Source organism: Halorubrum sp. BV1, from assembly GCF_000746205.1.
Lineage (GTDB): Archaea > Halobacteriota > Halobacteria > Halobacteriales > Haloferacaceae > Halorubrum.
In genome coordinates, this window is the sequence record NZ_KN050825.1 from 109,407 (window position 1) to 133,924 (window position 24,518).

The following is a 24,518-nucleotide window of genomic DNA, read 5'->3' on the forward strand; positions in this document are numbered from 1 at the left end:
TGTGCGGTCGGCGCTGACTGCGGGGGCTGCGAGGCGCTCACGCGTCGTCCCCCGCGTCGAGCACGTCGCCGAAGTCGTACCAACCGGGATCGCGGCCGGCGAGCCAGACGGCGGCGTCGAGCGCCCCCTCGGCGAACACCCCGCGGTCGCCGGCGCGGTGCGTGAGTTCGATCGACTCGCGGTTGCCGGCGAACAGCACCTCGTGCTCGCCGGTCACGTCGCCCGCGCGCCGGGCGTGGACGCCGATCTCACCGGCATCTCGCGGCGCGTCGCCCTCGCGGCCGTGGACGCGCCGGTCGAGGTCCGCGCGGACCTCCTCCACGTCGTCGAGGATCGACTTCGCGGTGCCCGAGGGGGCGTCCCGTTTCCCGTTGTGGTGCGTCTCGGTCAGCTCCACGTCGTAGCCGGGGAGCGCGGCCGCGGCCTCGCGGACCGCCCGGCGGAGCGCGGCGACACCGCGGGCGAAGTTCGACGCCTTGAGCACCGGGACCGCGTCGCTCGCGGCGCGGAGGCTGTCTGCCTGACTGTCCTCGAACCCGGTCGTTCCGGTGACCATCGGGACGCCGGCGTCGGCGCACGCCTCGGCGTACGCGACCGCCGAGGCGGGACCGGTGAAGTCGACGAGGACGTCCGGACCGCCCTCGCCGCGGTCGCCCGCGAGCAGTTCGGGGAGGTCGGCCGCCGCGCGCACGTCGACGCCCGCGACGGGATCCATCGGCGAACGGTTCACCGCGACCGCGACGTCGACGCCCTCGCGGTCGCTCGCGGCCTCGATCACCTCCCGCCCCATCCGGCCGCCCGCGCCGGTGACGGCGACGCGGAGCGGGGGTTCGGGGCCGCTCATTCCGCGCCTCCGACGGCGGAGACGTCGACCGCCCCCGGCTCGCTCGTCTCGTACTCGGCGAGCAGGTCACGGAGCCGACCGCGGCGCTCCTCGGAGAGACGCGAGAGCGGCGAGCGGACGCGCGGACCGCCCCGCCCGCGGATGTGCATGGCCTCCTTCACCGGGATCGGATTCGTCTCGGCGAACAGCTCGCGCACGAGCGGGGACAGCTCGTGGTGGAGCGCCCGCGCGCGGTCGTAGTCGCCGGAGAGCGCCGCGCCGACCATCGCGCAGGACCGCTCGGGCTCGACGTTAGCGACCACGCTTATCGTCCCCGTGCCGCCGATGGAGGCCACGGGCAGCGTGAGCCCGTCGTCGCCGGAAAGCACCGAGAAGGCCTCGTCGCGCGTGCGCTCTATCACCTCGCTGATGAGGTTCAGATCGCCGGAGGCGGCCTTGTATCCCTGAATGTTCGGGTGCTCCGCGAGTTCGACGGTGACGTCGACGGGGATCGACTGGCCGGTCCGGCTCGGCACGTTGTAGACGATCTGCGGGAGGTCGACCGCGTCGGCGATCGTCCGGTAGTGTTCGAGGAACCCGGCGGCTTCGGGCTTGTTGTAGTACGGCGAGATGAGGAGCAGGCCGTCCGCGCCGGCGTCGGCGGCGCGCTCGGACAGCGAGAGCGCCTCGGCGGTGTTGTTCGAGCCGGTTCCGGCGATCACCGGGATGTCGTCGACGGCGTCGCGGACGGTCTCGATGACCGCGACGTGCTCGTCGTGGGTCATCGTCGCCGACTCGCCGGTCGAGCCGACGGGGACCACGCCGTCGACGCCAGCGCGCTCCATGTACCGGGCGTTGTCTGCGAGCTGGTCGTGGTCCACCTCGTCGTCGTCGGTGAACGGCGTCGTCATCGCGGGATAGACGCCCTCGAACGGTTCCGCTGTCGCGTCTCGGTCAGTCTCTTCCTGTGCCGTGTACGGTGTCGTTGTCGTCGTGTTCGTCATGATGGGATGTCCGCGTCGTGTGTTCGGTGTCTGTGGGGTGCCGCGCCCCGAGGGCGGGGCGCGCGATTGCGCGTGATCGTCGTCGAACGGAGCGTGCGCGGTCGGGGGTCGTCCGAGACGGGGTCGCCACTCCCGCCGGTGGACGTCTCACGCGCGTTTTTTCGAGAAGAGCCGCGTCGCTGACGGCGACGGCGAGCCGCGTCCGGACGCGGGTCGGTTCACACCCGTAATGGACGCCTCCGTCGCTTATAGATTGTGGCTCGGGTCGTACCTGCCGTGAGAGGGAGCCGCTCCGCGGATCCCGTAGTCGTCGCGGCGCTCGGCCACGCGCGGCTACACGCCGAGCCCGTCGGCCAGCTCGTGGAGCGTGTCGACGGTCGCGTCGGGGTCGCCGGCGAACGGCTCCCACGGTGTCCCCTTCCGGTCGACCCACGCGGCCTGCATTCCGGCGTGGCTCGCGCCGAGCACGTCGAACCACCCCGCGGTGACGTGGACGATCTCGTCGACCGGCGTTCCGGTCCGTGCGGCACCGTGACGGTACACCTCCGCGGCCGGCTTGAACGTCCGGACCTCGTCGGCGCTTATCGTGTCCTCCACGAGGTCCGCGATGTCGGCGTGGTCGACGAGCGACGCGAGCATCTCCGGGTTCCCGTTCGAGAGGACGTAACAGTCGTAGCCGCCGTCGCGCAGCCGCTCGATCCCCTCGCGGACGTCGTCGAACACGTCGAGCTCGTGGTAGACGGCGAGGATCTCGTCGCGTTCTTCGGTCGAGAGGTCGACGCCGTGGGCGTCGAGCGCGTACTGGAGCGCGTCGCGGTTCATCTCGTAGAAGGGCTGGTACGCGTCGACCTGATTGGCGACGAACGTGTACGCCAGAGAGCGCGACCGCCAGAGCCGCGAGACGGGCTCCGGGTCGGCGACGCGGTCGGCGAGCGCCTGCTCGGCGGCGTCAACGTCCACGAGCGTGCTGTACGAGTCGAACGTCACCGTCGACACCCGCTCGGCGTCGAGTCCCATGTCACGACGGATCGAGGGGTCCGGGCATAAGCCTCCGGACGGCGGCGATCCGCGGAGCGACCGCGAGCCCGCGAGCCGCCGGCCGCCGTCGGACGCGCTCGCCCGAGGCTGTTTTAACCCGACGTCGCCTCTCTTATCGCATGACCGACCACGCGGACGAGCCGGCCCCGGCCCCGGACCCGCACGAAGACGATACGGACGCGGACATCGGCGCCGGCCCGCACGCCGACGTCGAGGCCGACACCGATGCCGGCCGCCACGAGTACGACCCGGACGCGGAGCACGCCTTCCCGGACGACCGGCTCAACGAGGTGTTAGACCGAATAGAGTCTGACCCGGAGATCACGGCGTACTTAGAGGCACAGAACGTCAACCCCGTCGACCGGAAGGGGTACAACGACCACGGCGCGAAACACGTCGAGATCGTGCGCGACCGCGCGCTCCGGCTGTACGACCTGTTGAAGGCCGGCGGCGTCGAGTTCAACGGCGCGCTCCAGCAGGGGCTCGACGAGGCCGACGAGGCGGTGATCGTCGCGCTCGCGGCGACGCTCCACGACATCGGCCACGTCGTCCACCGCCACGACCACCCGTACTACTCGATCCCGCTCGCGGCCGACCTCCTCGACGACTTCCTCACCTCGTTTTACGGCGTATCTGAGCAGGTCAAGATTACAGCCGAGGTGCTTCACGCGATCTTGTGTCACCACACGGAAGAGCAGCCGCTGACGCGCGAGGCCGGCGTCGTCCGGATCGCCGACGGGCTCGACATGGAGCGCGGTCGGTCGCGAGTCCCGTACGAGGAGGGTGGCCGCGGGATAAACACGGTCTCCTCGCAGGCGATCGAGCGCGTCTCGCTGCGAACGGGCGACGAGACGCCGGCACAGGTCGTGATCCGGATGAACAACGCCGCCGGGGTGTATCAGGTCGACTCGCTGCTCAAAGCGAAGATCGACGGATCGATGCTCGAAGACCAGATCCGGACGGTGGCCATCAACACGCACCGCGATGGCGACGGCAACGGATCGATCGTCGACCGGATCGAGCTATGACCGACGCCGAGACGCTCGCCGACCTCCGAACCGGTGCCGACTACCAGTTCGGTGCCGGCGCGGGAGCGGCGCTGTTCCCGCCCGGCGAGACGCTCACCGTCCGCCGGTCGAGCGGCGGCCGACCGCGACAGGTGCTCGTCGGGGACGTCGACGACACGCCGGGCAGCGCCGCGGGAGAGCGGCTCGTCTCCTACGGGACCGACGGCCGGTTCACGCTCGGAGTCGCCGGCGGGCGGCGGCTCCGGTCGGCCTTCGGAGCGCCTCGACACCGAGTTGTCGTGGGGGAGGAGAGCGAGCCGTTCGTCCGCGAGGGGAAAAACGCCTTCGCGAAGTTCGTCACCGAGGCCGACGACGCGATCCGCCCCGGCGACGAGGTGCTCGTCGTCGACGGGGGCGACGCGCTGTTCGCCGTCGGTCGCGCGGAGCTGTCGGGCCCCGAGATCGCGGCGTTCGACACCGGTCCCGCGGTGAGCGTCCGGAACGGGGTCGGCCCAGCGAACGCCGTGGACGACGACGGCCAGTGACCGCCGGGCGGTCGTCGGGACGCCCCCGCGGAGCCAAACCGCTTTAGGAGCGCCCGCACAAGGGCGGGTAATGGCGACGTGCGACGTGTGTGGGGAGTACGAGAACCTCCCGTACCAGTGTAAGCGGTGCGGGCAGACGTTCTGCGCCGAGCACCGCCTCCCGGAGAACCACGACTGTCCGGGGATCGGGGAGTGGAACGACCCGGGCGGCGTCTTCGACAGCGGGTTCGACGACGGTGTCGACGGGAGAGCCGGGGGAACGGTCGGCGGCGATAGCGACGGCGGCGTCGTGAGCCGCCTCAAGCGCCGGATCGACCGCGAGACGAGCACCGGCGGGCTCGTGAGCTACGTCCGCGGCAACGCGACGTACGCGATCCTCGCAACGATGTGGCTCACGTTTCTCGCACAGCAGGTCGCGCTCTTCGTCGGCGGACAGGCGCTCCACAACACCCTGTTCGTGCTCCAGTCGAGCGCCTTGGGGAACGTGTGGACGGTCGTCACGTCGGTGTTCGCGCACTCGCCGTTCTCGCTTTTCCACATCATCGGAAACAGCGCCGTGATCCTGTTTTTCGGCCCGCTCGTCGAGCGCGCCGTCGGATCGAAGCGGTTCGTGGCGTTCTTTTTCGTCTCGGGGATACTCGCGGGACTCGGCCACGTCCTCTTCGCGGTCGCGACGGGAGCGCCGCCGACCGGCGTGCTCGGAGCCAGCGGCGCGGGGTTCGCGATACTCGGCGTGCTCACGGTCTGGCGGCCGAACATGCAGGTGCTTCTGTTCTTCGTGATCCCGATGAAGATCAAGTACCTGACGTGGGGGATCGCGCTCGTCTCCGCGTTCCTCGTCGTCACGACCGGCGCCGGCGGCGTCGGCGGCATCGCTCACCTCGCGCACCTGATCGGCTTCGCGATCGGGCTCGCGTTCGGCAAGCGAAACGAGGGGCTGGCCCGCTCCGCCGGCGGCGCGGGCGGCGTGCAGATGGGCGGCATGCGCGGGCCGGGCGGCCCCGGCGGCCCCGGCGGGCCGGGTGGCCGGTTCTGAATGGATCCGGCGAATCCGGCGTTCCGACCGGACCCCGCCCTCTCGCGGACCGAGATGGAGTCGCTCCAGCGCGAGATCGCGGCGAGGGCGACGTTCGCGGACGACCACGACCTCACGCCCGGTGCGGTCGCGATAGCGGAGGCGGCTGACCTGACGAGCGGCCTGCCGCCGGCCGCTCCGGACACCGATTCACCCACCGATCCCGGCTCGATCGGCGCGGCCGACGGTTCCGATGCGGCCGACGGTTCCGATGCGGCCGACGGTTCCGATGCGGCCGACCTCCCGATCGTCGTCGGCGTCGATCAGGCGTTCGTCACGGACGACGGTCCGGAGCGCGCCGTCTCCGCGGCGGTCGCGGTCCGCGACGGGCGGGTTATCGAGTACGCGACCGCGACGACGCCGCTGTCGATTCCGTACATCCCCGGACTGCTCGCGTTCCGCGAGGGCGAGCCGGTCTGCGCCGCGCTCCGCGCGCTCGACGTCGACCCCGACCTCCTCGTCTGTGACGGGTCGGGACGCATCCACTACCGCGAGGCCGGTCTCGCGACGCACGTCGGCGTCTTATTCGACGTTCCAAGCGTCGGCGTCGCGAAGAGCCTGCTCTGCGGCGAGCCGGACGACGCCGTCGACGGGCGGCCGGCCGGATGGCGGACGCCGATCCGCGCCGACGGCGCGGTGGAGACGACCGCGAGCGACACCGCGAGCGATCACGACACTCCGCCCGTGATCGGCCACGCGTTCCAGTCGCGCCAGTACCCGAACAGCCGCCGCGTGAACCCGCTGTACGTGAGTCCGGGCCACCGCGTGTCCGCCGAGACGGCGGTCGACCTCGTCGAGGCGCTGTGTGCCGGGTACAAGCTCCCGGAGCCGACGCGGCTCGCCGACGCGGCCGCGGACGCGGCGAAGCGCGGCGACGACTGACCCAACCGTGTCGAGTTCGACACCGACCGCGGCAACGGCGTCGACACGGTCGCTCCATCCGTGCCACCGATTGCCACAGACAGGCGGTTTATATACTGTGGGCCAAAACAGTGGAGCATGGGAGACGAGGACACGGACGGCCCGATGTCTACGGAGCAGTTCAGATCGCTGCGGGACGGCCTGGTGCGGCAGAGTTCCGGCGGCGGCACGACCGTCTACAAGAACGCGGCCGGCGTCGGCTGTCCGAACCCGAACTGCGACCGCGGCGTGTTTCAGACGCTGTTCGTGAGCGACCACGGCTGGCAGCAGATCGGCGCGACCCGCGACGGGATCGACCTCTGTGTGGTCAACACCGACTCGAAGCGGCTCGTGTTTATCCACGACGAGTGACCGTCAGCGGCCGATAGACAGGTTTTAGCCGGGTCGCCGGGCAGACTGTGCATGGTTGAGGCGTTCGCGGTCGCCAGCGGCAAGGGCGGCACGGGGAAGACGACGAGCACGCTCGCCTTGGGTATGGCGCTCGCCGACGAGTACGACGTGACCGTCGTCGACGCCGACACGGGGATGGCGAACCTGCTCTTTCACACCGGGCTTGACGACGCGACCGTGACGCTTCACGACCTGCTCGTCGGGGAGACCGCGACCGGCGTCTCGGAGGCGACCTACGATCGGTTCGGACTCTCCGTCGTGCCCTGCGGCACGTCGCTCGCGGGCTTTTCGGCGGCCGAGCCGGAGCGCCTCCGGGCGGTCGTCGCCGAACTCGCCGCCGACACCGACGTGCTGCTTCTCGATTCGCCGGCCGCGCTCGGATCGAAGTCGGCGGTCCTCCCCGTCGTGCTCGCCGACCGCGTCGTGATCGTCGTCGAGCCGACGATCCCCGCGCTCTCCGACGGGCTGAAAGTCCAGGAGTACGCCCGGTCGTACGGCACCGAGACGGCCGGCGTCCTCTTCAACAAGGTCCGCGAGGGAGCCGCCGACGTGACGGCACAGGCGAGTCGACACTTCGGCGGCCCCGTGCTCGCGAGCGTCCCCGACAGCGACGTGGTCCGAGCGGCCCGCCGCGCCGGCGAACCCCTCCTCGCGCACGCGCCGGAGAGCGACCCCGCCGCCCGATACCGGCGCGCAGCCGGACGGCTCGACGTGCGTGAGGGCGACAGCGACGCCGTCGCAGACCGGTTTCGCAGCGCGGTCGTCCCCGACACGCCATGAGCGGAGACGCGTCGCCGACGCTGCGGATTCCGCGGGGGAACCTCCTGCGCTCTCGCGTCGTCTCGGAGATCGGGACGACGCTGTCACGCGCGCTCGACCGCGAGGTGACGGGCTACGCGACGGTCGTCCCGCAGGAGACGCTGCTTCTGGCCGGCGAGGCGAAGGGCGTCATCACGTTCGACGACGGCGTTCCGGTGTTGGCGTACAACACGGTGAGCGACAGCGGCGGAGCCGACGCGCTCGCCGAACTCGCCGTGCCCGGCCCGTACCGCGTCGAGCTGTACGCGGTCGACGCCGACGGGCTGGAGGCCGCCCACCGAGCGGACGCGCTCCGCGTGACGCCGGGCGCGGTGGCGACCGAACTCGCCGACGACCAGCGGCTCGCCGACCGGACGCGGGCCGCCGCCCCCGACGAACGCCTCGTCGACGCCGACGAAGACGACACCGACGCCGTCACGGCGTTCCTCGAAGACGATGACCGGATCGCGGCGATCCGCGAGCAGGCCCGAGCGGAAGCGGCCGCTCGCGCCGAGGAGTGGGGGATCGGCGACGCGCTCGACGGCTCGGCGGACGGGGACGGATACGACGACCGCATCGACCGCGACAGCTCCAGCGCGCGCTCGAACGCAACGACGTCCGAGCGGTAGCGTTTTGCTCCGGACGGCACTACCCCCAGTATCACGGTCTTTCGCCTGCTCGGGCTGACGACGCCTGCCGACTTCGCCGAGTGGTACGCGGCGAGCCGCGCGTACACGAGTCACGTCGCCGAGGGGATGGGGTTCGACGGTGCCGACGCGCTCGACGGGGCGCGAATCGCCGCTCGCCTCCGCGAGGACCACACGGCGTTGTCGTCGGAGGCGGCGCGTTCGGTCGCGGCCACGCTGCTCGCTGACGGGGCGTTCTCCGAACCGTACTGCGAGTGGCTCCCCCTCTGGTACGAACTGGGGTTGATCGCCCCCGTGCGGTACGGCGAGTGGCGGCTGCGTCGGGTGGCCGCGACCGTCGCCGACGCGGCGGGCGTGACGGTGACCGCCCCGCGATACTCCCGACCGCAGGACGTGATCGTCGACGGTAACGCCGCGCTCGCCGGCGTGTCCGGATTCCGAGCACGGTTCCTCCTCGCCGACTCGATTATCCACCTCGACTGGTTCGTCCGCGTCGCCGCCGCCGATGGCATCGACGTGCCGAGCACCCTCGTCGAACGGACCCGCGAGGAGTCGCTGGCCTACTACGGCGGCGACCGGGACCGGCTGTCGCCGACGGTCCGCCGCTTCCAGCGGCACCTGTTTGCCGACGACGCGTGGGTCGCCCGGGTAAACGATCGGTACGACCTCGACAGCCCGTTGTTCCGCCTCTGGGAGCGACTCCTACGGCGAGAACGGGAGCGGCTCGCCGCCGAGGGCGGGTGATCGGTCCGGTGCTTGGCGACGTGCGTGTGCGACCGCCCGTGGTCTGTCGATGAGCGGATATTCGACCGCTGTCTAGTCACGGTTTCTGTTACAGTCCCTGTAACACGTTACTGGTGCGATCGATCGCGCAGAAGGTAAGTATAGGCAATCCCGGCGCGTACCGGAGTGTACGGACCGATCGACGGTTCGTCCCCACCCTCGCGTTTTCGGCCCTCATTCATCCCTCGGCGGTTGTCAGGATACCGTTCCGGTCCGCGCGACTACGGCTCCGCGTCGACGCTGCCGCTGTCCACCCCGCCGCCACTCTATGGCCCTCGCCGAGACTACTCGATTCTGAGTTGTGTTTTATTCAGTGTTGCGCAGGTCGGAAGCTTCATACGTCGGCTCTCGGATCCTCCGGGTACACGAATGGCAGTACTCTGGCTGGAGGATGTCGACGCCGACGACGTTGGGACCGTCGGCGGGAAAGCGGCTTCGCTCGGTGAACTCATCGGTGCCGGACTCCCGGTACCGCCCGGTTTCACGGTCACGGCGGGGACGTACCGCGCCTTCATCGAGGAAAGCGGGATCGACGACGAGCTGTTCTCGGCCGTCGACGTCGACCCCGAAGACTCCGCCGCTCTCCGAGAAGCGGAAGAGACGGCCGAAGAGCTGATCCTCGAAACCCCGCTCCCCGACGAGGTCCGCGACGAGATCCTCGAACGGTACCGGTCGATGGGAGGTGACGACGAGGCGTTCGTCGCCGTTCGGTCGTCCGCCACCGCGGAGGACCTTCCCGACTCGTCGTTCGCCGGACAACAAGAGACGTTCCTCAACGTCCGCGAAGCGGACCTGATCCGCCGGGTCAAGGAGTGCTGGGCATCCCTTTTCACGCAACGAGCGATCTACTACCGGCAGCAGCGCGGCTTCCCGCACGCCGATGTCGACATCGCCGTCGTCGTCCAGCGGATGGTCGACGCCGACAAATCCGGCGTGATGTTCACCAGCCACCCCTCTACCGGCGACCCGCAGATCACGATCGAGGCGGCGTGGGGGCTCGGCGAGGCGGTCGTCTCCGGGACCGTCTCCCCCGACAACTACGTGTACGACCGCGGGCGCGGTGCCGTCGACAAGGTGACGGTCGCCGAGAAGAAAGTCGAGATGGTCAAAGACCCGGAGACGGGCGAGACCGTACAGCTCGACATCGAAGACGACCGTCGCGAGAGCCGCGTCCTCTCCGACGAGGAGATCGATCGCCTCGTCACCCTCGGCGAGCGCGTCGAGGACCACTACGGAACGCCACAGGACGTCGAGTGGGCGATCCACGACGACGAGATATTCATGCTCCAGTCGCGCCCGATCACGACGATACAGGAGAGCGACGAGGCCGACGACACGACGGCCGACGCGACGTCTGACGGCGACACCGCCGGAGACTCCGAGGCAGACGTGCTCGTCGACGGCCTCGGCGCTAGCCCCGGCGTCGTCTCGGGCGCAGTCCGGATCGTGCACAAGCTCGACCACCTCGATCAAGTGCAGGAGGGCGACGTGATGGTCACGGAGATGACGATGCCGGACATGGTTCCGGCGATGAAGCGAGCGGCCGGCATCGTCACGGACGAGGGGGGAATGACGAGTCACGCGGCTATCATCTCGCGCGAACTCGGCGTGCCGGCGGTGGTCGGCACCGGCAACGGCACGCGGCTGCTCGGAGACGGCCGAGAGGTCACGCTCGACGGCGACAAGGGAACGATACGCGCCGGCACCGACGACGAGGCCGAACCCGGCGAGGAGTTCGAACCCGTCGAGGCGGCGCGCCCGGAGACGCCGGTGAAGCCGATGACCGCGACGGAGGTGAAGGTGAACGTCTCGATCCCGGAGGCCGCCGAGCGCGCCGCGGCGACAGGCGCGGACGGCGTCGGTCTGCTCCGTATCGAACACATGGTGCTCTCGCTCGGGAAGACGCCGGAGCGATACATCGCCGACCACGGCGCTCGGGCGTACCAAGACGAGCTGATCGATGGCGTCCGGCAGGTGGCGGAGGAGTTCTACCCGCGTCCGGTCCGCGTTCGGACGATTGACGCGCCGACTGACGAGTTCCGCGATCTGGAGGGCGGCGACGGCGAGCCGAACGAGCACAACCCCATGCTCGGCTGGCGCGGAACCCGCCGGAGCCTCGACAAGCCCGAACCGTTCCGACAGGAACTCGCCGCGTTCGCGCGACTCTTGGAGATGGGCTATGACAACCTCGAAGTGATGTTCCCGCTCGTCAACGACGCGGCCGACATCGAGGGGATCAAACGCCACATGCGAGAGTCCGGGATCGATCCCGAGACGAACCGGTGGGGCGTGATGATCGAGACGCCGGCGAGCGCGCTACAGATCGAGGACCTCGCCGCCGCCGGGATCGACTTCGCCTCGTTCGGAACCAACGACCTCACCCAGTACACGCTGGCGGTCGACCGCAACAACGAGCACGTCGCCGGCCGCTTCGACGAGCTTCACCCGGCCGTGTTGACACTCATCGGGAACACGATCGAGACGTGTCGAGAGCTCGGCGTCGACACCAGTATCTGCGGACAGGCCGGCTCGAAGTCGGAGATGGTCGACTTCCTCGTCGAGGAGGGCGTCTCCTCTATCTCGGCGAACATCGACGCGGTTCGCGACGTCCAACACGAAGTGAAGCGGACTGAGCAGCGACTCCTCCTCGACTCGGTTCGCTGATCGGAGCCGGTCGGGTCATGTCGGGAGCGGGTCGGGACGCCGAGAGCGGAACGGATAACACGCTCCGCGACAACGACTCTCCGAATGCAGCAGCCCGAGCCGCAGTCGTTCGACCGGGTGCTCTCTTCGATGTGTACGGAACCGCATCCGGCGGCACGAGAGGCGGCGGAGCGCTTCCTCGCAACGAACCCGGGCGACCCGGCCACCTACGAGGCGGTCGCGGCGCTCGAAGAGCGCGCGGTCGAACTGCTGGCGACGCTCGCTGACCACCCCACGCCGACCGACGCCGCGGGATACGTCACGTCGGGCGGAACGGAGGCGAACGTGCAGGCGGTCCGCTCGGCGCGGAACCGACACGACGCGAGCGACGTGAACGTCGTCGTCCCCGAGAGCGGCCACTTCTCGTTTTACAAGGCCGCCGAGTTGCTCGGCGTCGAACTTCGGACCGTTCCCGTGGATGACGACCACCGAACACAGACCGACGCCGTCAACGCGGCGGTCGACGCGTCGACGGCGCTGGTCGTCGGGGTCGCGGGCAGCACGGAGTACGGCCGCGTCGACCCGATCGCGGCGCTGACAGACATCGCACACGACGCCGGAGCGCTGATGCACGTCGACGCCGCGTGGGGCGGCTTCGTCCTCCCGTTCACCGACCACGAGTGGTCGTTCGGCGACGCAGCGGTGGACACGCTGACGATCGACCCGCACAAGTTCGGACAGGCACCCGTCCCGGCCGGCGGGCTCCTCGCGCGCGAGGCGGCGGCGCTGGACGCGCTCGCGGTCGACACGCCCTACCTCGAGACGCGCTCGCAGGCGACGCTGACGGGCACGCGGAGCGGGGCCGGCGTCGCCGGGGCGGTCGCCGCGATGGAGGCGCTGTGGCCTGACGGTTACAGAGACGCCGTCAAGCGGGCCAGCGACAACGCCGGGTGGCTCGCCGCGGCGCTCGGCGACCGCGGGTACGACGTCGTGGAGCCGTCGCTGCCGCTCGTCGCCGCGGCGCTTCCCGAATCCGAGTTCGACGCCCTGCGCGAGGCCGGCTGGAAGGTGGCGCGGACGGCGAGCGGAGCGCTCCGCGTTGTGTGTATGCCACACGTGACCCGCGACGGCCTCCGGGCGTTCGTCGCCGATCTCGACCGGATACGGGACTGACGACACCGTCGCTCTCGGCGGCCGCGTTTGCGGCGATGGCGAACAGACGGCGAGTCAGGTCCCGAGCGGTTCGCCGTGCAACCGTCTCGACCGGCTCGGGGCGAGCGTTACGTCACGGGACCCGATCGGTTCGGCTTCGCATATGAACGGTCGCATGCTCGGGGAAGAACGCGGCGGAACCGCCGACGCGGCGGAACCGGGACCGAAACGATCATGCGACGAGCGCGCGACCGTCTGCGTATGCACGTCGTCGTCAACGCCGCTCAGAGCGTGGACGGAAAACTCGCGGCCCGAAACAGAGAACAGCTCCGCATCTCTGGGACGGCGGATTTCGACCGCGTCGATCGGGTGCGAGCGGCGGCCGACGCGGTGCTCGTCGGCGTCGGAACCGTCCTCGCCGACGACCCGCACCTCACGCTCGACGAGGAGGACCGTCGAGTCGAGCGCCTGCGGAACGGCCGGTCGGGACACCCCGCTCGGGTCGTCGTCGACTCGACGGGACGGACCCCGACAGACGCGCGAGTTCTCGACGATGCGGCGACGACGCACCTGCTCGTCTCGGAGGGAGCGTCCACGGAACGCCGGGAGGCGCTCGCGGAGGCCGGCGCGGAGGTGATCGTCACCGGGAGCGACGACGGCGATCGCGTCGATCTGGCGTCGGGAGTGGACGCGCTCGCCGAGCGCGGGATCGGCCGACTCATGGTCGAAGGGGGCGGCGAGGTGATCTACTCGTGTTTTGCGGCCGGGATCGTCGACGAACTCCATGTGTACGTCGGGTCGATGGTGGTCGGCGGCCGCGACGCGCCGACGCTCGTCGACGGCGAGGGGTTCGTCGAGGGGTTTCCCACCCTGGAACTCGTCGGAACCGAACGGCTCGACGACGGGATCGTGCTCTCTTACGACGTCGACGCGGCCCCCTGACCGCCACCGTGGTGTGTGACGGCTCGGCACGGATCGGGCGGTACACGGTCCGTGCTACCGGTTTGCACTCGAATCACCGAAGTCTTTATATATGCCCCGACGGTATTGTTCGGTACCAGAACGCCTCCGGCGCTGGTGGATCGCACGCTGAAATGAACGGGAGCTCTTGTGAACGGCCCCACACACGACGGCGAGCGGTCGCTATCTCCGGAGCGGTGATGGAGAGATAAAAAATGGTAACGAAAGACGAAGTCATCGAACAGTACGATATCGAGGCGATGGACGAGGCGGACAACGTGGACCTTTCTGAAGACGACTTGGAGAACGGCTCCAAGGGGCAACTCATCAAACGCGCCGGTCAGCTGCGGGACCGACGCAACGAGCTGAACCAGATGGCCTCCGAGCGCGCCTCCAAGCGCGACGACCTCAACGCAAAGACCCGCGAGAAGGTCGACGAGGCCCAGGAACACCGCGAGAAGCGCGACGAGCTCAACGAGCAGGTCCAAGAGCACAAGGACAAGCGCAACGAGCTCAACGCCGAAGCCAACGAACTGTTCGACGAGGTCGAAGAGCTCAAACAGGACATGGAACTCGGCTCGGGCAAGTCGATCGAGGAGCTCGAATCCGAGATCGAGGACCTGGAGTTCCGTCAGCAGACAGAGGTCCTCGACGCGGAAGACGAGCGCGAACTCATCGAGAAGATCGACGAGAAACGCGAGAAGCTCGCCGAGAAGAAAGAGAAGGTCGACGACACGAGCGAGCTCGACGATCTCGTCGAGGAGGCAGAAGAGGTCCGGTCCGAGGCGTCCCAGCACCACCAGAAGGTGACTGAACTCGCGGACAAGGCCCAGGAGCATCACAACCAGATGATCGAGGCCTACCGCGAGGCCGACGACATCCGCGACGAGGCCGACGAGATGCACGAGCTGTTCGTGGAGGCACAGGAGGCGGCCGACCAGCACCACGAGGACTTCGTGCGCGTCCAGAAGCGTCTGCGCGAACTCGACAAAGAGGAGGAGCGCGAGCGCAAGGACGAACGCGCCGAGAAGCGCGAAGAGGAGAAAGAGGAGGCCGAGGAGATCTATCAGAAGTTCAAGGAGGGCGAGACGCTCGACACCGAGGACCTGATGAAGCTCCAGAAGACCGGCCTGCTGTAGGTCGGCCGCGACGCTTCTGCGGTCTTTTTGCAGGTGCGGGCGCTTGTTCGGTGAGCGGCCGCGTTCAGACGCGTGGAGTCCGCGGTGTCGGTGGAGTGGTCACGGCGTGAGGACCGTCGCAGTCGCCGATCGAGCGATTAGTCAGTGGTGACGAAAGCGGTCGGGAGCCGGTCACGGCTCTATCAGTCGCTGCGGGTCGTCTCCTCCTCGGCGACGAAGCGGTCGTACGCGGACGTGAACTCCTCGTCTTCTTCGGCTGCGTCCTCCCACGCGGTGAGGCCGCGTTCCGCGGCCGTCCCGGCGATGGAGTTGTCGAGTGCGAACGCGACAATCCCGCCGACGGCCATACCCGTCGACCCGATGACGTAGACGGTGTTCGCGACGACGTCGGCACCGAGGAGGGGACCGAGCAGAGCGGTTTCTGCCAGTCCCTGTTGGAACGCGCCGGCACCGCCGACGCTCCGCAGGTACTCCGGGATGGCCAGTCCCGAGAAGAGCGCGATCCCGATGACGAAGATGTTTCGCGACGAGTCGAGATCGACGTACTTGAGATTCGAGAGCCCGACGCCGACGATCTGTGCGAACATCGCGATGTAGAGGCCGCCGATGATCGGCCCCGGAATGGTCGCGACGAGTTGACCGAAGTAGCCGACGAAGCCGACGAGGATCATGAGCGCGGCACCGATCTGGACGACGTAGCGCGAGGCCACGCCGGTGAGGCCGATGGCACCGATGTTCTCTGAGTACGAGGTCGACCCACCGGTGCCCATGAGTCCGGAAAAGACGTTCATGACGCCCTCCATGCCGATACCGTGAGTCATTCGTTCGCTGCTCGGAGCGCCCATGCCGGAGAGGCGAGCGACGGCGTGGTAATCGCCGATCGACTCGACTATCGAGGCGGCGATGCCGGCGAGCATGCCGATGACGAAGGCGGGCGTGACGCTCGGCATCCCCCACTGGAGCGGGTAGATCGGGTGGACCGGGTCGGCCGCGGCGACGCTCGCCAAGTCGACGTACCCGGGCGCGTCCGGTCCGATGACGCCGGAGACGGACAGCGCGGCGGCGAGTATCCACGCGACGACGATACCGAGGAGAACCGGGAACAGCTGGAACACCTTCGATTTTGCCCCGAGGTACTGTGAGAACAGGACGATCGCGACCAGCGTGAGACCGACGAGCCACCAGTTCTGCGTGGCCGTCGTGATGTCGGGTGAGTTGAAAAGCGACAGACCGATCAGGACGATGACCGGGACGATGACGACCGGGGAGAGGAACCGCCGTAACCGTCCCACGAGCCCGAGGTATCCGATCGCCACCTCGGCGAACGCGGCGACGATGATTGCGCCTTGGAGCTGGAGCAGCGCCGCCCGCCACGCGACGATACCTTCCGGGGGATTCGCGGTCACGACGCCGATGACGGCCAGCGCGGGCGCGAGCATCGAGAACGGTGCCCCCTGTACGATCGGGTAGCGGTTGCCGAGCGTCGTCTGCGCGAGGGTCGCGATGCCGGAGACGACGAAGAACGTACCGACGAAGCGCGGGATGACCGCGTCCGGCATCCCCATCGCGCCGGCGAGGATGAGGGGGACGGCGATGTTCGCGCCCACCATCGTGAGGTAATGCTGGGCACCCAACAGGAGCGATTTCCCGAGCGGCGGTTTGTCCTCGATCCCGTACTGTACGAACGTGTTCTCGTCCTCGTTCCCTGCCATCGTTGTGGCGTCAATCGCCGCAGGGCTACAAAAGTTCAATCGTTGCCGCGTGACGGTGGACGGGTTTCGACAGAAACCGGAGCCGGATCGAACGCGCGGCCGAGTGGCGAAGACGGTCGTCCGTCTCGGCGCGCGGGCGGCAGGATCCGGGCGAGCACTCGGCGCGTCGAGAGCGTTCTCGTCGACAGTATATATACGGCCGCACGTCTAACCGAAGGCATGGAACGCGATCCTCGCTCGAACGGGACGGATCTCCTCGCGGCCGCCGCGGTCGGCGCGACGGCGGCGGTGGCCGGCACGCGTGTCGTCGCGCGGCTCACCCGAGGACGGTTCGGCGACGCGGCGGAGTACAACGTCGCAAAGGTGTCCGTGTCCGGACCTATCACCCGGGACACCGGGCGACCCTCGCCGCTGTCGAGGCCGGGCGGAGCGACCGCAGACGACATCGTCGAACAGATCGAGGCGGCCGACGACGACGAGAACGTGGAAGCGCTCCTCGTCGAACTCAACACGCCCGGCGGGGAGGTGCTTCCGAGCGACGACATCAGGCGCGCCGCGGCGGCGTTCGACGGGCCGACGGTGGCGTACGCGACCGATCTCTGTGCGTCCGGTGGGTACTGGATCGCGAGCGGCTGCGACGAGCTGTGGGCGCGCGACGCGAGCCTCGTCGGATCGATCGGCGTGGTCGGCTCGCGGCCGAACGCGGCGGGGTTGGCCGACAAGCTCGGCATCTCCTACGAGCAGTTCACCGCCGGGGAGTACAAGGACGCCGGCGTTCCGCTCCGAGAGATCGAAGACGACGAGCGCGAGTACTTACAGGGGATCATCGACGGCTACTACGAGCAGTTCGTCGAGACGGTGAGCGAGGGCCGAGACATGGATCCGGAAGACGTCCGCGAGACCGAAGCGCGCGTCTACCTCGGCAGCGACGCCGCAGATATCGGTCTCGTCGACGAGTTGGGCACCGAAGACGACGTGGAATCGCGGGTCGAGTCGCTGATCGGTTCAGAACCCGAGATACGCGAGTTCGAGCCCGAACGAGGGATCGCAGAGCGGCTCGGGTTGGGCGCAGAGCGGGTCGCGTTCGCCGCCGGCAACGGGGTCGCAAGCGTGTTCACCGACGGTGGCGGCGACGTCGACGTCGAGTTGCGGTGACGGCTCTTCGGCGGGTGTGAATTTTTCACAGTCGGGCGACGGGGAGCTTTTTATTCGGGCAGATAGAGTATCGAGACGTGACGACGCTGGTCATCTGTATCGATCGCTCGGGGGCGATCGGCCGGGCCACGAACGTCCCCATGCCCGTGGCCGGCTGGGAGGCCGTCCGGTCGCTCGTCACGGACGCCGGGCTCAGCGACCCGGAAGACGCCAGCGTCAACTGCCTCCTCGAATCACTGCGGGTCGCTCGCGACCTCCGCGACGAGCGTGAGGAGTCGGTCGTCGCGGTCGTCTCCGCCGAGAGCGACAGCGCGGTCGGCGCGGACCGCTCTCTCGCCGCGCAGCTCGACGACCTCGTGGACCGGTACGATCCTCGCGCGGCGATCGTCGTTGTCGACTCGGCGGAAGACGAGCGCGTGCTTCCGATAGTCGAGTCCCGGATGCCCGTCGACTCCGTCGATCGCGTCGTCGTCCGGCAGGCCCGCGACATCGAGTCGACGTACTACCTGCTCAAACAGTTCCTCGCCGACGAACAGCTCCGGTCGACGGTACTCGTCCCCTTCGGCGTCGCGCTGCTCCTGTTGCCGGCGCTTTTCTACTGGTTCTCTGCCGGTGCCGCGGTCGCGGGCGTCGCCGGGCTGCTCGGTGCCGCGCTCCTGTACAAGGGCCTCGCAATAGACAGGGTCGTCGCCGGCGCGCCGGAGCGGATCCGCGAGGCGCTGTACGCCGGCCAGGTGTCGGTCGTGACGTACGTCGTCGCGGCCGGTCTCGCGCTCGTCGGTGGCTTTTTTGGCGTGCTCTCGGCGTCGGATCTCGGACCGGCGGAGCCCACGATCGTGCAGGCGGTGGAGTTCGCGTTCGCCGCGGTTCCGTGGGTCGCTGTCGCGGGCGTGACGGCGGCGGTCGGCCGACTGCTCGACGAACTGATCCGCGACGAGGGGATCCGCACGCAGTACCTCAACCTCCCGTTCGTCATCGTCGCGGTCGGGCTGGTCGTCCGCGGCTTCGCCGGGTACTTCCTCGCACAGGAGGCGATTCTCGACCCCTTCGAGACGGCGTGGTTCGTCGTGACGCCGGTCCAGCGGCTCGCCGCGTTCATCGTCGGCGGGATCGTCGTCTCGCTCGTCGGCGTCAAGGTCGCGAGCGACGTGGGAACGGAGACGCTCGAAGAGGTCATCGACGCCGACCGGGACGGGAAGTGATCGCGGCTCTCGACGATCGCGTGCGCTCGGTGACCGCACATCTCGGCGATCGCTCGCGCTCGTCCACCACGCCCCTCAGCGATCGCTCGCGCTCGGTGACCGACCGCCCTCGGTGACCGCGCCCCTTTTGTCGCTCGCCGTCGCGTGAACGCGCATGGACGTATACGGACTGATCGGGAACCCGGTCGGCCACTCGCTTTCGCCGCCCCTTCACGAGGCGGGCTACGAGGCGCTCGATATCGATGCGCGCTACGTGACGTTCGAGCCGGATGCCGACGCCGCCGCGGCGGCGATCGCGGGCGCGGCCGACCTCGGGGTCGCCGGACTCAACGTGACCATCCCGTTCAAGCGCGACGTCGCGGACGCGGTCGATGCGGACCCGCTCGCAGAGCGGATCGGCGCGGTCAACACGGTCGATTTTTCTCCGGTGAGCAAGGGTGACGCCGACCGCCCCCGCGGATACAACACCGACGCGGCGGGCGTAACGCGTGCGTTCGCGCATCACGGCGTCTCGCTCGACGGGGCGTCCGCGGTCGTCGTGGGGGCCGGCGGGGCGGGGCGGGCCGCGGCGTTCGCGCTGGCCGACGCCGGCGCGGCCGTACACGTCGCGAACCGAACGCCAGAGCGCGCGTCGTCGCTCGCGGCGGCGGTCGGCGGCGCGAGCGGTGGGGGTCTCGACGATCTCGGCGAGCGGGTCGCGGCGGCGGACGTGCTCGTCAACGCGACGAGCGTCGGGATGGAGTCGCCGGACGAGACGCCGGTGCCCGCGGAGTTCCTCCACGGCGATCTGGCCGTCCTCGACGCGGTGTACGCGCCGATCGAAACGCGGCTGCTCCGGGAGGCGGCCGCGGCGGGCGCGACGGCGATCGACGGCGCGTGGATGCTGTTGTTTCAGGGAGTCGAGGCGTTCGAGCTATGGACCGGCGCGGACGCGCCGGTCGAGGCGATGAACGCGGCGCTGCGGGCGGAGCTGGAGTGAGCGGGGGGTTCGGCTCGGCGAACCGGTGAGGCATCCGACCGCGACTAGGCGAACCCGGGCGTCGCCAGCAGGCCGGCGACAACGAGGAGGACGACGGAGAGCCCGGCGGCACCGTAGAAGAACGGCTTCGCGTCGCGGGCGGGCTCGCGGAGCTTGCCGGCGTCGACGCCGGAGAGCAGTTTCCCGCTCGCGACTTCAACGAGGCCAGTGATCACGAACCAGAGCGCGAGCATCGTCAACACGAGGTGACCCCGACCGCTCCCCGTGAGCGACTCGACCGTGTACAGCGTGCCGGCCATGTGGCCGCCTGTGGCGAGGAACGCCAGCGCGCCGATCCGGGTGATCCACCTGAGGCGGCCGACGATGCGCGAGAGGGCGTCGCCGGCGACGTCGCCGCGGAGCGCCGACGGGAGCACAGCGATCGACACGAACAGCACGCTGCCGGTCCACAGAACCGCGAAGCCGACGTGGACCGACCACATAACGGGATTGAGCGCGTCCATATCCATGGAACGCGCCGGGGACACTTATATACCGGCGGGACCGACTCGCGGGGCGGTGCTCGGCGCTCCCGCGTCGAGTGCTTTTAACTGTACCACGGTCGTATCACCGGTCGATGGCCCTACTCCAGAAGATCAAAGAGGCGCTCGGGTTCGGGAGCGCCCCCGCCGAACGCGACGAGGCGGACACCGAAGTGACGGTCGAACACGAGCCGGACGACGCGGACGCGGAGCCGCCGGGTTCCGGTTCGAGCGACGGTTCGGACGGCGGGGGACAGCCGGTTGCGGCCGAGACGGACGCCGCCGCCTCGACCGGGGCGCTGGTCGACGAGGACGGCTCGGCCGCCGAGACCGAGGAGGCCGCGGAGCCGGCGGAGGCCGCGGAGGGAGCAGACGAGGAGGCGGCGGTCGACGACGACGACGTCGGTCCCGGCGTCGAGAACATCACCGGGATCGGCCCGGCGTACGCCGAGCGACTGGCCGGAATCGGCATCGAGACGATCGACCAGCTCGCGGCCGCGGACGCCGCCGACGTCGCCGAGCGAACGAGCGTCGGCGAAACGCGCGCCGCGACGTGGATCGAGCGGGCAAACGAGTTCTGACCGGGGGCTCTCGGTGCGTCCGTCGCGGTCGGATCTCGTTCGAATCGGTATCGACTGGCGGGACCACAACTGTTTCCTCCGCGCCACCGAACCGTCTCTCATGCAGCGATCGGTACGCACCGACCGGGATCGATTCCGCGCAGTCGCGGCCGCAGCGCCGGCCGGTGCTCGGGTGCCGGTCGAGTGCCGTGTGACCGTCGCGGACCCGTTCGCCGCGTACCGGCGCGCGCGCGACGGCCCTGGCGGCTTCTTTTATGAAACCACGGGCGGGCAGTCGGGATGGGGATACTTCGGTGTCGACCCGGTCGAGCGGCTCACCGTCTCCGCCGACGCGGCCGTCGCGGGCGAGTCCACGACCGGGGACTACCGCCGGCCGTCGCCGACGCTCGCCGCCCTGGAGGGTCTCGCCGAGGGCGAGACGCTCGCTCGCGGGGACTGCGAGGTCCCGTACCCCTGCGGCGCGTTCGGCTGGCTCTCGTACGACGTCGCGCGCGAGCTGGAATCGTTCCCGGCGTCGCCGCCCGAGGGTCCCGGTGCGATCGACGACCGAGGCCTCCCGCGGCTACAGGTGGGCGTCTTCGACCGCGTGGCGGCGTGGGAGTGTCCGACTGGCGGCGAACCGAGCGTCACGCTCCGCGTGACCGCGTGTCCGCGGGTGCCCGTCGGCCTCGATGACACCGAGATCGACAGAGACGCGCTCGACGGACTGTTCGACGCGGCGGCGGCTCGGGCGGACGACCTGATAGACCGGATCGAGTCCGGCGATCCGGCGGTCGGGCCGGCACCCGCCTCGGACGCGGCGACGGCGACGTTCGAGAGCGACGTCGGTCGTGGAGGATACGCAGAGGCGGTCCAGCGGGTGAAGGCGGCGATCCGCGAGGGTGACACGTTTCAGGCCAACGTCTCACAGCGGCTCCGCGCGCCGGCGGCGGTCCACCCGGTCGACGCCTACGACGCCCTGCGGCGGGTGAACCCGGCCCCATACTCGGGGGTGATCGAGTTCTCCGGCGTCGAGCGCGGCGACGCGCGGCGCGGCGTCGACCTCGTGAGCGCGAGCCCGGAGCTGCTCTTGGAGCGCGTCCCGGACGACGAGACCGCCGATCCGGAGGGGGGCACCCGCCTGCGTACGGAACCCATCGCGGGGACTCGTCCCCGGGGCGAGACACGAGAAGAGGACGCGGCGTTGGAGACGGCACTGACGACCGACGCCAAAGAACGCGCCGAACACGCCATGCTGGTCGATCTCGAACGCAACGACCTCGGCAAAGTCTCCCGGTTCGGGACGGTCGACGTGACCGAGTACCGCCGCGTCGACCGCTACAGCGAGGTGATGCACCTCGTGAGCCTGATCGAGGGCGAGGCGCGGTCGGACGTGGGGCTCGCAGACGCTATCGCGGCGTGTTTCCCCGGCGGGACGATCACCGGAGCACCGAAGCCGAAGACGATGCGTATCATCGACGAATTGGAGGCGACCCGACGCGGCCCCTACACGGGGTCGATGCTCGCGGTGGGGTTCGACGGCCGCGCCACGCTGAACATCGTGATACGGACGCTGGTCCGGCACGCAGACGAGTACCACCTGCGGGTCGGCGCGGGGATCGTCCACGACTCCGAGCCGGACGCCGAGTACGACGAGACGCTCGCGAAGGCCCGGGCGCTCGTGAGCGCCACGGACGAGGCGCTCGCGGCCGGCGGGATGGCGATCGGCCGGCCGGAGGTGACGGATGACTGACGCGCGCCGCGGAGAGAGCTCCACCGCAGATGGCCGACAAACCGGTAGAGACTCGCCGGCCGGTGGCGGCTGGCGGGCCGGCAAAGGCGACCTCGACGCGCGCATCCTCGTCATCGACAACTACGACTCGTTCGCGTACAACCTCGTCCAGTACGTGGGCGAGGTCGCCGGCGCGGTGACGGTGCGACGGAACGACGCGGTCGATCTCGCTGGGATCCGCGAGATCGACCCGGACGGCGTCGTCGTCTCACCCGGACCGGGGACGCCCGCCGACGCCGGCGTCTCCACCGCCGTCTTTGCCCTCGATCGCCCCGTCTTCGGCGTCTGTCTGGGCCACCAGGCGATGTGTGCCAACCGCGGCAGCCGGGTCACTCATGCCCCGGAGGTCGTCCACGGGAAACCGTCGACAATCACCCACGACGGCGCGGGTGTGTTCGCCGGGCTCCCCGACCGCCTGCGAGTCGGCCGGTACCACTCGCTTTGTGTCACGCGCGAGGATCTCCCCGACGAGCTTGTCGAGACCGCACGCACCGAGGACGAGCGGTCGGTCGTGATGGGCGTCCGCCATCGAGAGAAGCCGCACGTCGGCGTGCAGTTCCACCCCGAGAGCATCCTGACGCCGCGCGGCGAGGCGATGGTTCGGAACTTCGCGGAGGTGTGTGCGGACCGTGCCTGAAGATCAGCTGCGGTACCACGTCGACGGCGACCTCGTCCCGGCCGACGAGGCGACGGTCTCCGTCGAAGACCGCGGGTTCGCGTACGGCGACGCCGCCTTCGAGACGCTGCGGGCCTACGGCGGGGAGGTGTTCCGGTGGGACGCGCACGCGGCGCGGCTCGCCGGCACCTGCGAGACGCTCGGGCTCGATCACGGCGTCGCCGATGCGGAGTTGAAAGCTCGGATCGACGAGACCCTCGCGGCCAACACCCTCGACGACGCGTACGTGAAGTGCTCGATCACCCGTGGAGTCCAGTCCGGGACGCTCGACCCGCGGCCCGACGTCGACCCGACCGTCGTCGTGATAGCGAAGCCCCTGCCTCGCGGGGGCGTCGGAGCGGGAGACGAGAGGGCGGGCGAAAACGGCGCGAACAAGGACGGCGTGGGAGACGAGATGGCAGGCGAAAACGGCGTGGGAGCCGTCTACGACGGGCCGGCCGCGCTCCAGACGACGAAGACCCGCAAGCCGTCGTCGCGTGCGTTCCCCGCGGACGCGAAGACGCACAACTACCTGAACGGGATCCTCGCCCGACTCGAACTTCGCGTCACGGGCGCGGACGAGGCGCTCATGCTCGACCCCGAGGGAAACGTCGCCGAGGGGGCGACTTCGAACGTCTTCTTTTCTGACGGCACCGCGCTCAAGACGCCATCGCTCGACGGGCCGGTGCTCCCCGGGATCACCCGTCGCGCGGTGATCGAAATTGCCGAAGAGGAGGGGATCCCCGTCGAGGAGGGGGCGTACGCGCCCGACGCGGTTCGGGAGGCCGAGGAGGTGTTCCTCACCAACTCGACGTGGGAGATCCGGCCGGTCGCGACCGTCGACGGGATCGCGGTCGGCGGAACGGGAGGGGAGAGAACGGGCGGGGGGGCGGACGCCGCCGCGGGCCCGCTCACCACGCTCCTCTCGCGGCTGTTCGACCGACGCGTGGAGGAAAGGTACTACGACGGCGAGCGGCTGTGATACGGGGGCCGTCCTTCCCCGCGCCGACCGCAGCG

At 69.5% G+C, this 24,518-nt stretch carries 24 protein-coding genes; 19 read left to right on the top strand and 5 right to left on the bottom strand.

Going from position 1 to position 24,518, the window contains the following annotated elements; translation table 11 throughout:
* Nucleotides 1–37: 37 nt before the first annotated feature.
* The 3 genes from dapB to EP28_RS12110 all read right to left on the bottom strand — a co-directional run bounded on the left by dapB (nt 38) and on the right by EP28_RS12110 (nt 2,844).
* Nucleotides 38–844, bottom strand: coding sequence for a 4-hydroxy-tetrahydrodipicolinate reductase (gene dapB, locus EP28_RS12100; RefSeq protein ID WP_049984262.1), 807 nt, complete (start codon nt 842–844; stop codon nt 38–40).
* On the bottom strand, nt 841–1,827 hold the full coding sequence (gene dapA / locus EP28_RS12105; RefSeq protein WP_049984263.1) for a 4-hydroxy-tetrahydrodipicolinate synthase: 987 nt from the start codon (nt 1,825–1,827) through the stop codon (nt 841–843). Before dapA ends, dapB begins: the two co-directional genes overlap by 4 nt.
* Nucleotides 1,828–2,160: 333 nt before the next feature.
* Nucleotides 2,161–2,844: a haloacid dehalogenase type II gene (locus EP28_RS12110; RefSeq protein WP_049984264.1), complete on the bottom strand. Its 684-nt coding sequence runs from the start codon at nt 2,842–2,844 to the stop codon at nt 2,161–2,163.
* Between the two features lie 140 nt (nt 2,845–2,984).
* Here EP28_RS12110 and EP28_RS12115 point away from each other — a divergent pair, with 140 nt between their 5' ends.
* From EP28_RS12115 to EP28_RS12170, 12 genes are all read left to right on the top strand, one after another.
* The gene (locus tag EP28_RS12115) at nt 2,985–3,893 is read left to right on the top strand and encodes an HD domain-containing protein (RefSeq protein WP_049984265.1); all 909 of its coding nucleotides are present in this window, start codon (nt 2,985–2,987) and stop codon (nt 3,891–3,893) included.
* A complete protein-coding gene (locus EP28_RS12120; RefSeq protein WP_049984266.1) occupies nt 3,890–4,417 on the top strand; it encodes a PUA domain-containing protein in 528 nt (175 codons plus the stop codon). The genes EP28_RS12115 and EP28_RS12120 overlap by 4 nt, the downstream gene beginning before the upstream one ends.
* 70 nt (nt 4,418–4,487) lie before the next feature.
* Nucleotides 4,488–5,453, top strand: a complete 966-nt coding sequence (locus EP28_RS12125) for a rhomboid family intramembrane serine protease (protein ID WP_049984267.1) — start codon at nt 4,488–4,490, stop codon at nt 5,451–5,453.
* Complete coding sequence (locus tag EP28_RS12130; RefSeq protein ID WP_049984268.1) at nt 5,454–6,374, top strand: endonuclease V; 921 nt, start codon at nt 5,454–5,456, stop codon at nt 6,372–6,374.
* 117 nt (nt 6,375–6,491) lie between these two features.
* Nucleotides 6,492–6,764 carry a DUF7385 family protein gene (locus EP28_RS12135; protein ID WP_049984269.1) on the top strand — a complete coding sequence of 91 codons (273 nt, stop codon included), beginning with the start codon at nt 6,492–6,494 and terminating at the stop codon, nt 6,762–6,764.
* 51 nt (nt 6,765–6,815) lie between these two features.
* Nucleotides 6,816–7,583 carry a nucleotide-binding protein gene (locus EP28_RS12140; RefSeq protein WP_049984270.1) on the top strand — a complete coding sequence of 256 codons (768 nt, stop codon included), beginning with the start codon at nt 6,816–6,818 and terminating at the stop codon, nt 7,581–7,583.
* The gene (locus tag EP28_RS12145; RefSeq protein WP_049984271.1) at nt 7,580–8,230 is read left to right on the top strand and encodes a DUF8054 family protein; all 651 of its coding nucleotides are present in this window, start codon (nt 7,580–7,582) and stop codon (nt 8,228–8,230) included. Before EP28_RS12140 ends, EP28_RS12145 begins: the two co-directional genes overlap by 4 nt.
* A gap of 126 nt (nt 8,231–8,356) precedes the next feature.
* A complete protein-coding gene (locus EP28_RS12150) occupies nt 8,357–8,992 on the top strand; it encodes a DUF8116 family protein (RefSeq protein WP_049984272.1) in 636 nt (211 codons plus the stop codon).
* A 408-nt stretch (nt 8,993–9,400) separates the two neighbouring features.
* Nucleotides 9,401–11,695 (top strand): phosphoenolpyruvate synthase, encoded by a 2,295-nt coding sequence (ppsA, locus tag EP28_RS12155; protein WP_049984273.1) that lies wholly within the window; start codon nt 9,401–9,403, stop codon nt 11,693–11,695.
* An 84-nt stretch (nt 11,696–11,779) separates the two neighbouring features.
* A complete protein-coding gene (mfnA, locus tag EP28_RS12160; RefSeq protein ID WP_049984274.1) occupies nt 11,780–12,847 on the top strand; it encodes a tyrosine decarboxylase MfnA in 1,068 nt (355 codons plus the stop codon).
* Nucleotides 12,848–13,087: 240 nt separating this feature from the next.
* Entirely contained in the window at nt 13,088–13,768 is a 681-nt protein-coding gene (locus EP28_RS12165) for a 2,5-diamino-6-(ribosylamino)-4(3H)-pyrimidinone 5'-phosphate reductase (RefSeq protein ID WP_049984275.1), read from the top strand.
* Nucleotides 13,769–14,001: 233 nt separating this feature from the next.
* Nucleotides 14,002–14,925: a coiled-coil protein gene (locus EP28_RS12170; protein ID WP_049984276.1), complete on the top strand. Its 924-nt coding sequence runs from the start codon at nt 14,002–14,004 to the stop codon at nt 14,923–14,925.
* 182 nt (nt 14,926–15,107) lie between these two features.
* On the opposite strand, the gene EP28_RS12175 is transcribed toward EP28_RS12170, so the two are convergent.
* Nucleotides 15,108–16,637 (bottom strand): uracil-xanthine permease family protein, encoded by a 1,530-nt coding sequence (locus EP28_RS12175; RefSeq protein ID WP_049984277.1) that lies wholly within the window; start codon nt 16,635–16,637, stop codon nt 15,108–15,110.
* 219 nt (nt 16,638–16,856) lie between these two features.
* Between EP28_RS12175 and sppA the strand changes: the two genes are divergently transcribed.
* The 3 genes from sppA (at nt 16,857) to EP28_RS12190 (ending at nt 19,973) form a co-directional block, all read left to right on the top strand.
* Nucleotides 16,857–17,792 carry a signal peptide peptidase SppA gene (gene sppA, locus EP28_RS12180; protein ID WP_049984278.1) on the top strand — a complete coding sequence of 312 codons (936 nt, stop codon included), beginning with the start codon at nt 16,857–16,859 and terminating at the stop codon, nt 17,790–17,792.
* A 77-nt stretch (nt 17,793–17,869) separates the two neighbouring features.
* Entirely contained in the window at nt 17,870–18,994 is a 1,125-nt protein-coding gene (locus EP28_RS12185; protein ID WP_049984279.1) for a DUF373 family protein, read from the top strand.
* A 154-nt stretch (nt 18,995–19,148) separates the two neighbouring features.
* Complete coding sequence (locus EP28_RS12190) at nt 19,149–19,973, top strand: shikimate dehydrogenase (RefSeq protein ID WP_049984280.1); 825 nt, start codon at nt 19,149–19,151, stop codon at nt 19,971–19,973.
* A gap of 44 nt (nt 19,974–20,017) precedes the next feature.
* Here the strand turns inward: EP28_RS12190 and EP28_RS12195 are convergent, their stop codons facing one another.
* Nucleotides 20,018–20,476, bottom strand: coding sequence for a hypothetical protein (locus tag EP28_RS12195; RefSeq protein ID WP_049984281.1), 459 nt, complete (start codon nt 20,474–20,476; stop codon nt 20,018–20,020).
* Nucleotides 20,477–20,589: 113 nt separating this feature from the next.
* Here EP28_RS12195 and EP28_RS12200 point away from each other — a divergent pair, with 113 nt between their 5' ends.
* From EP28_RS12200 to EP28_RS12215, 4 genes are all read left to right on the top strand, one after another.
* Nucleotides 20,590–21,075, top strand: a complete 486-nt coding sequence (locus EP28_RS12200) for a helix-hairpin-helix domain-containing protein (RefSeq protein WP_049984282.1) — start codon at nt 20,590–20,592, stop codon at nt 21,073–21,075.
* A 100-nt stretch (nt 21,076–21,175) separates the two neighbouring features.
* Nucleotides 21,176–22,807, top strand: a complete 1,632-nt coding sequence (locus EP28_RS12205; protein ID WP_049984283.1) for an anthranilate synthase component I family protein — start codon at nt 21,176–21,178, stop codon at nt 22,805–22,807.
* Nucleotides 22,800–23,483, top strand: coding sequence for an anthranilate synthase component II (locus EP28_RS12210; RefSeq protein WP_049984284.1), 684 nt, complete (start codon nt 22,800–22,802; stop codon nt 23,481–23,483). Before EP28_RS12205 ends, EP28_RS12210 begins: the two co-directional genes overlap by 8 nt.
* Nucleotides 23,476–24,483, top strand: a complete 1,008-nt coding sequence (locus EP28_RS12215; RefSeq protein ID WP_080506163.1) for an aminotransferase class IV — start codon at nt 23,476–23,478, stop codon at nt 24,481–24,483. Before EP28_RS12210 ends, EP28_RS12215 begins: the two co-directional genes overlap by 8 nt.
* Nucleotides 24,484–24,518 lie beyond the last annotated feature (35 nt).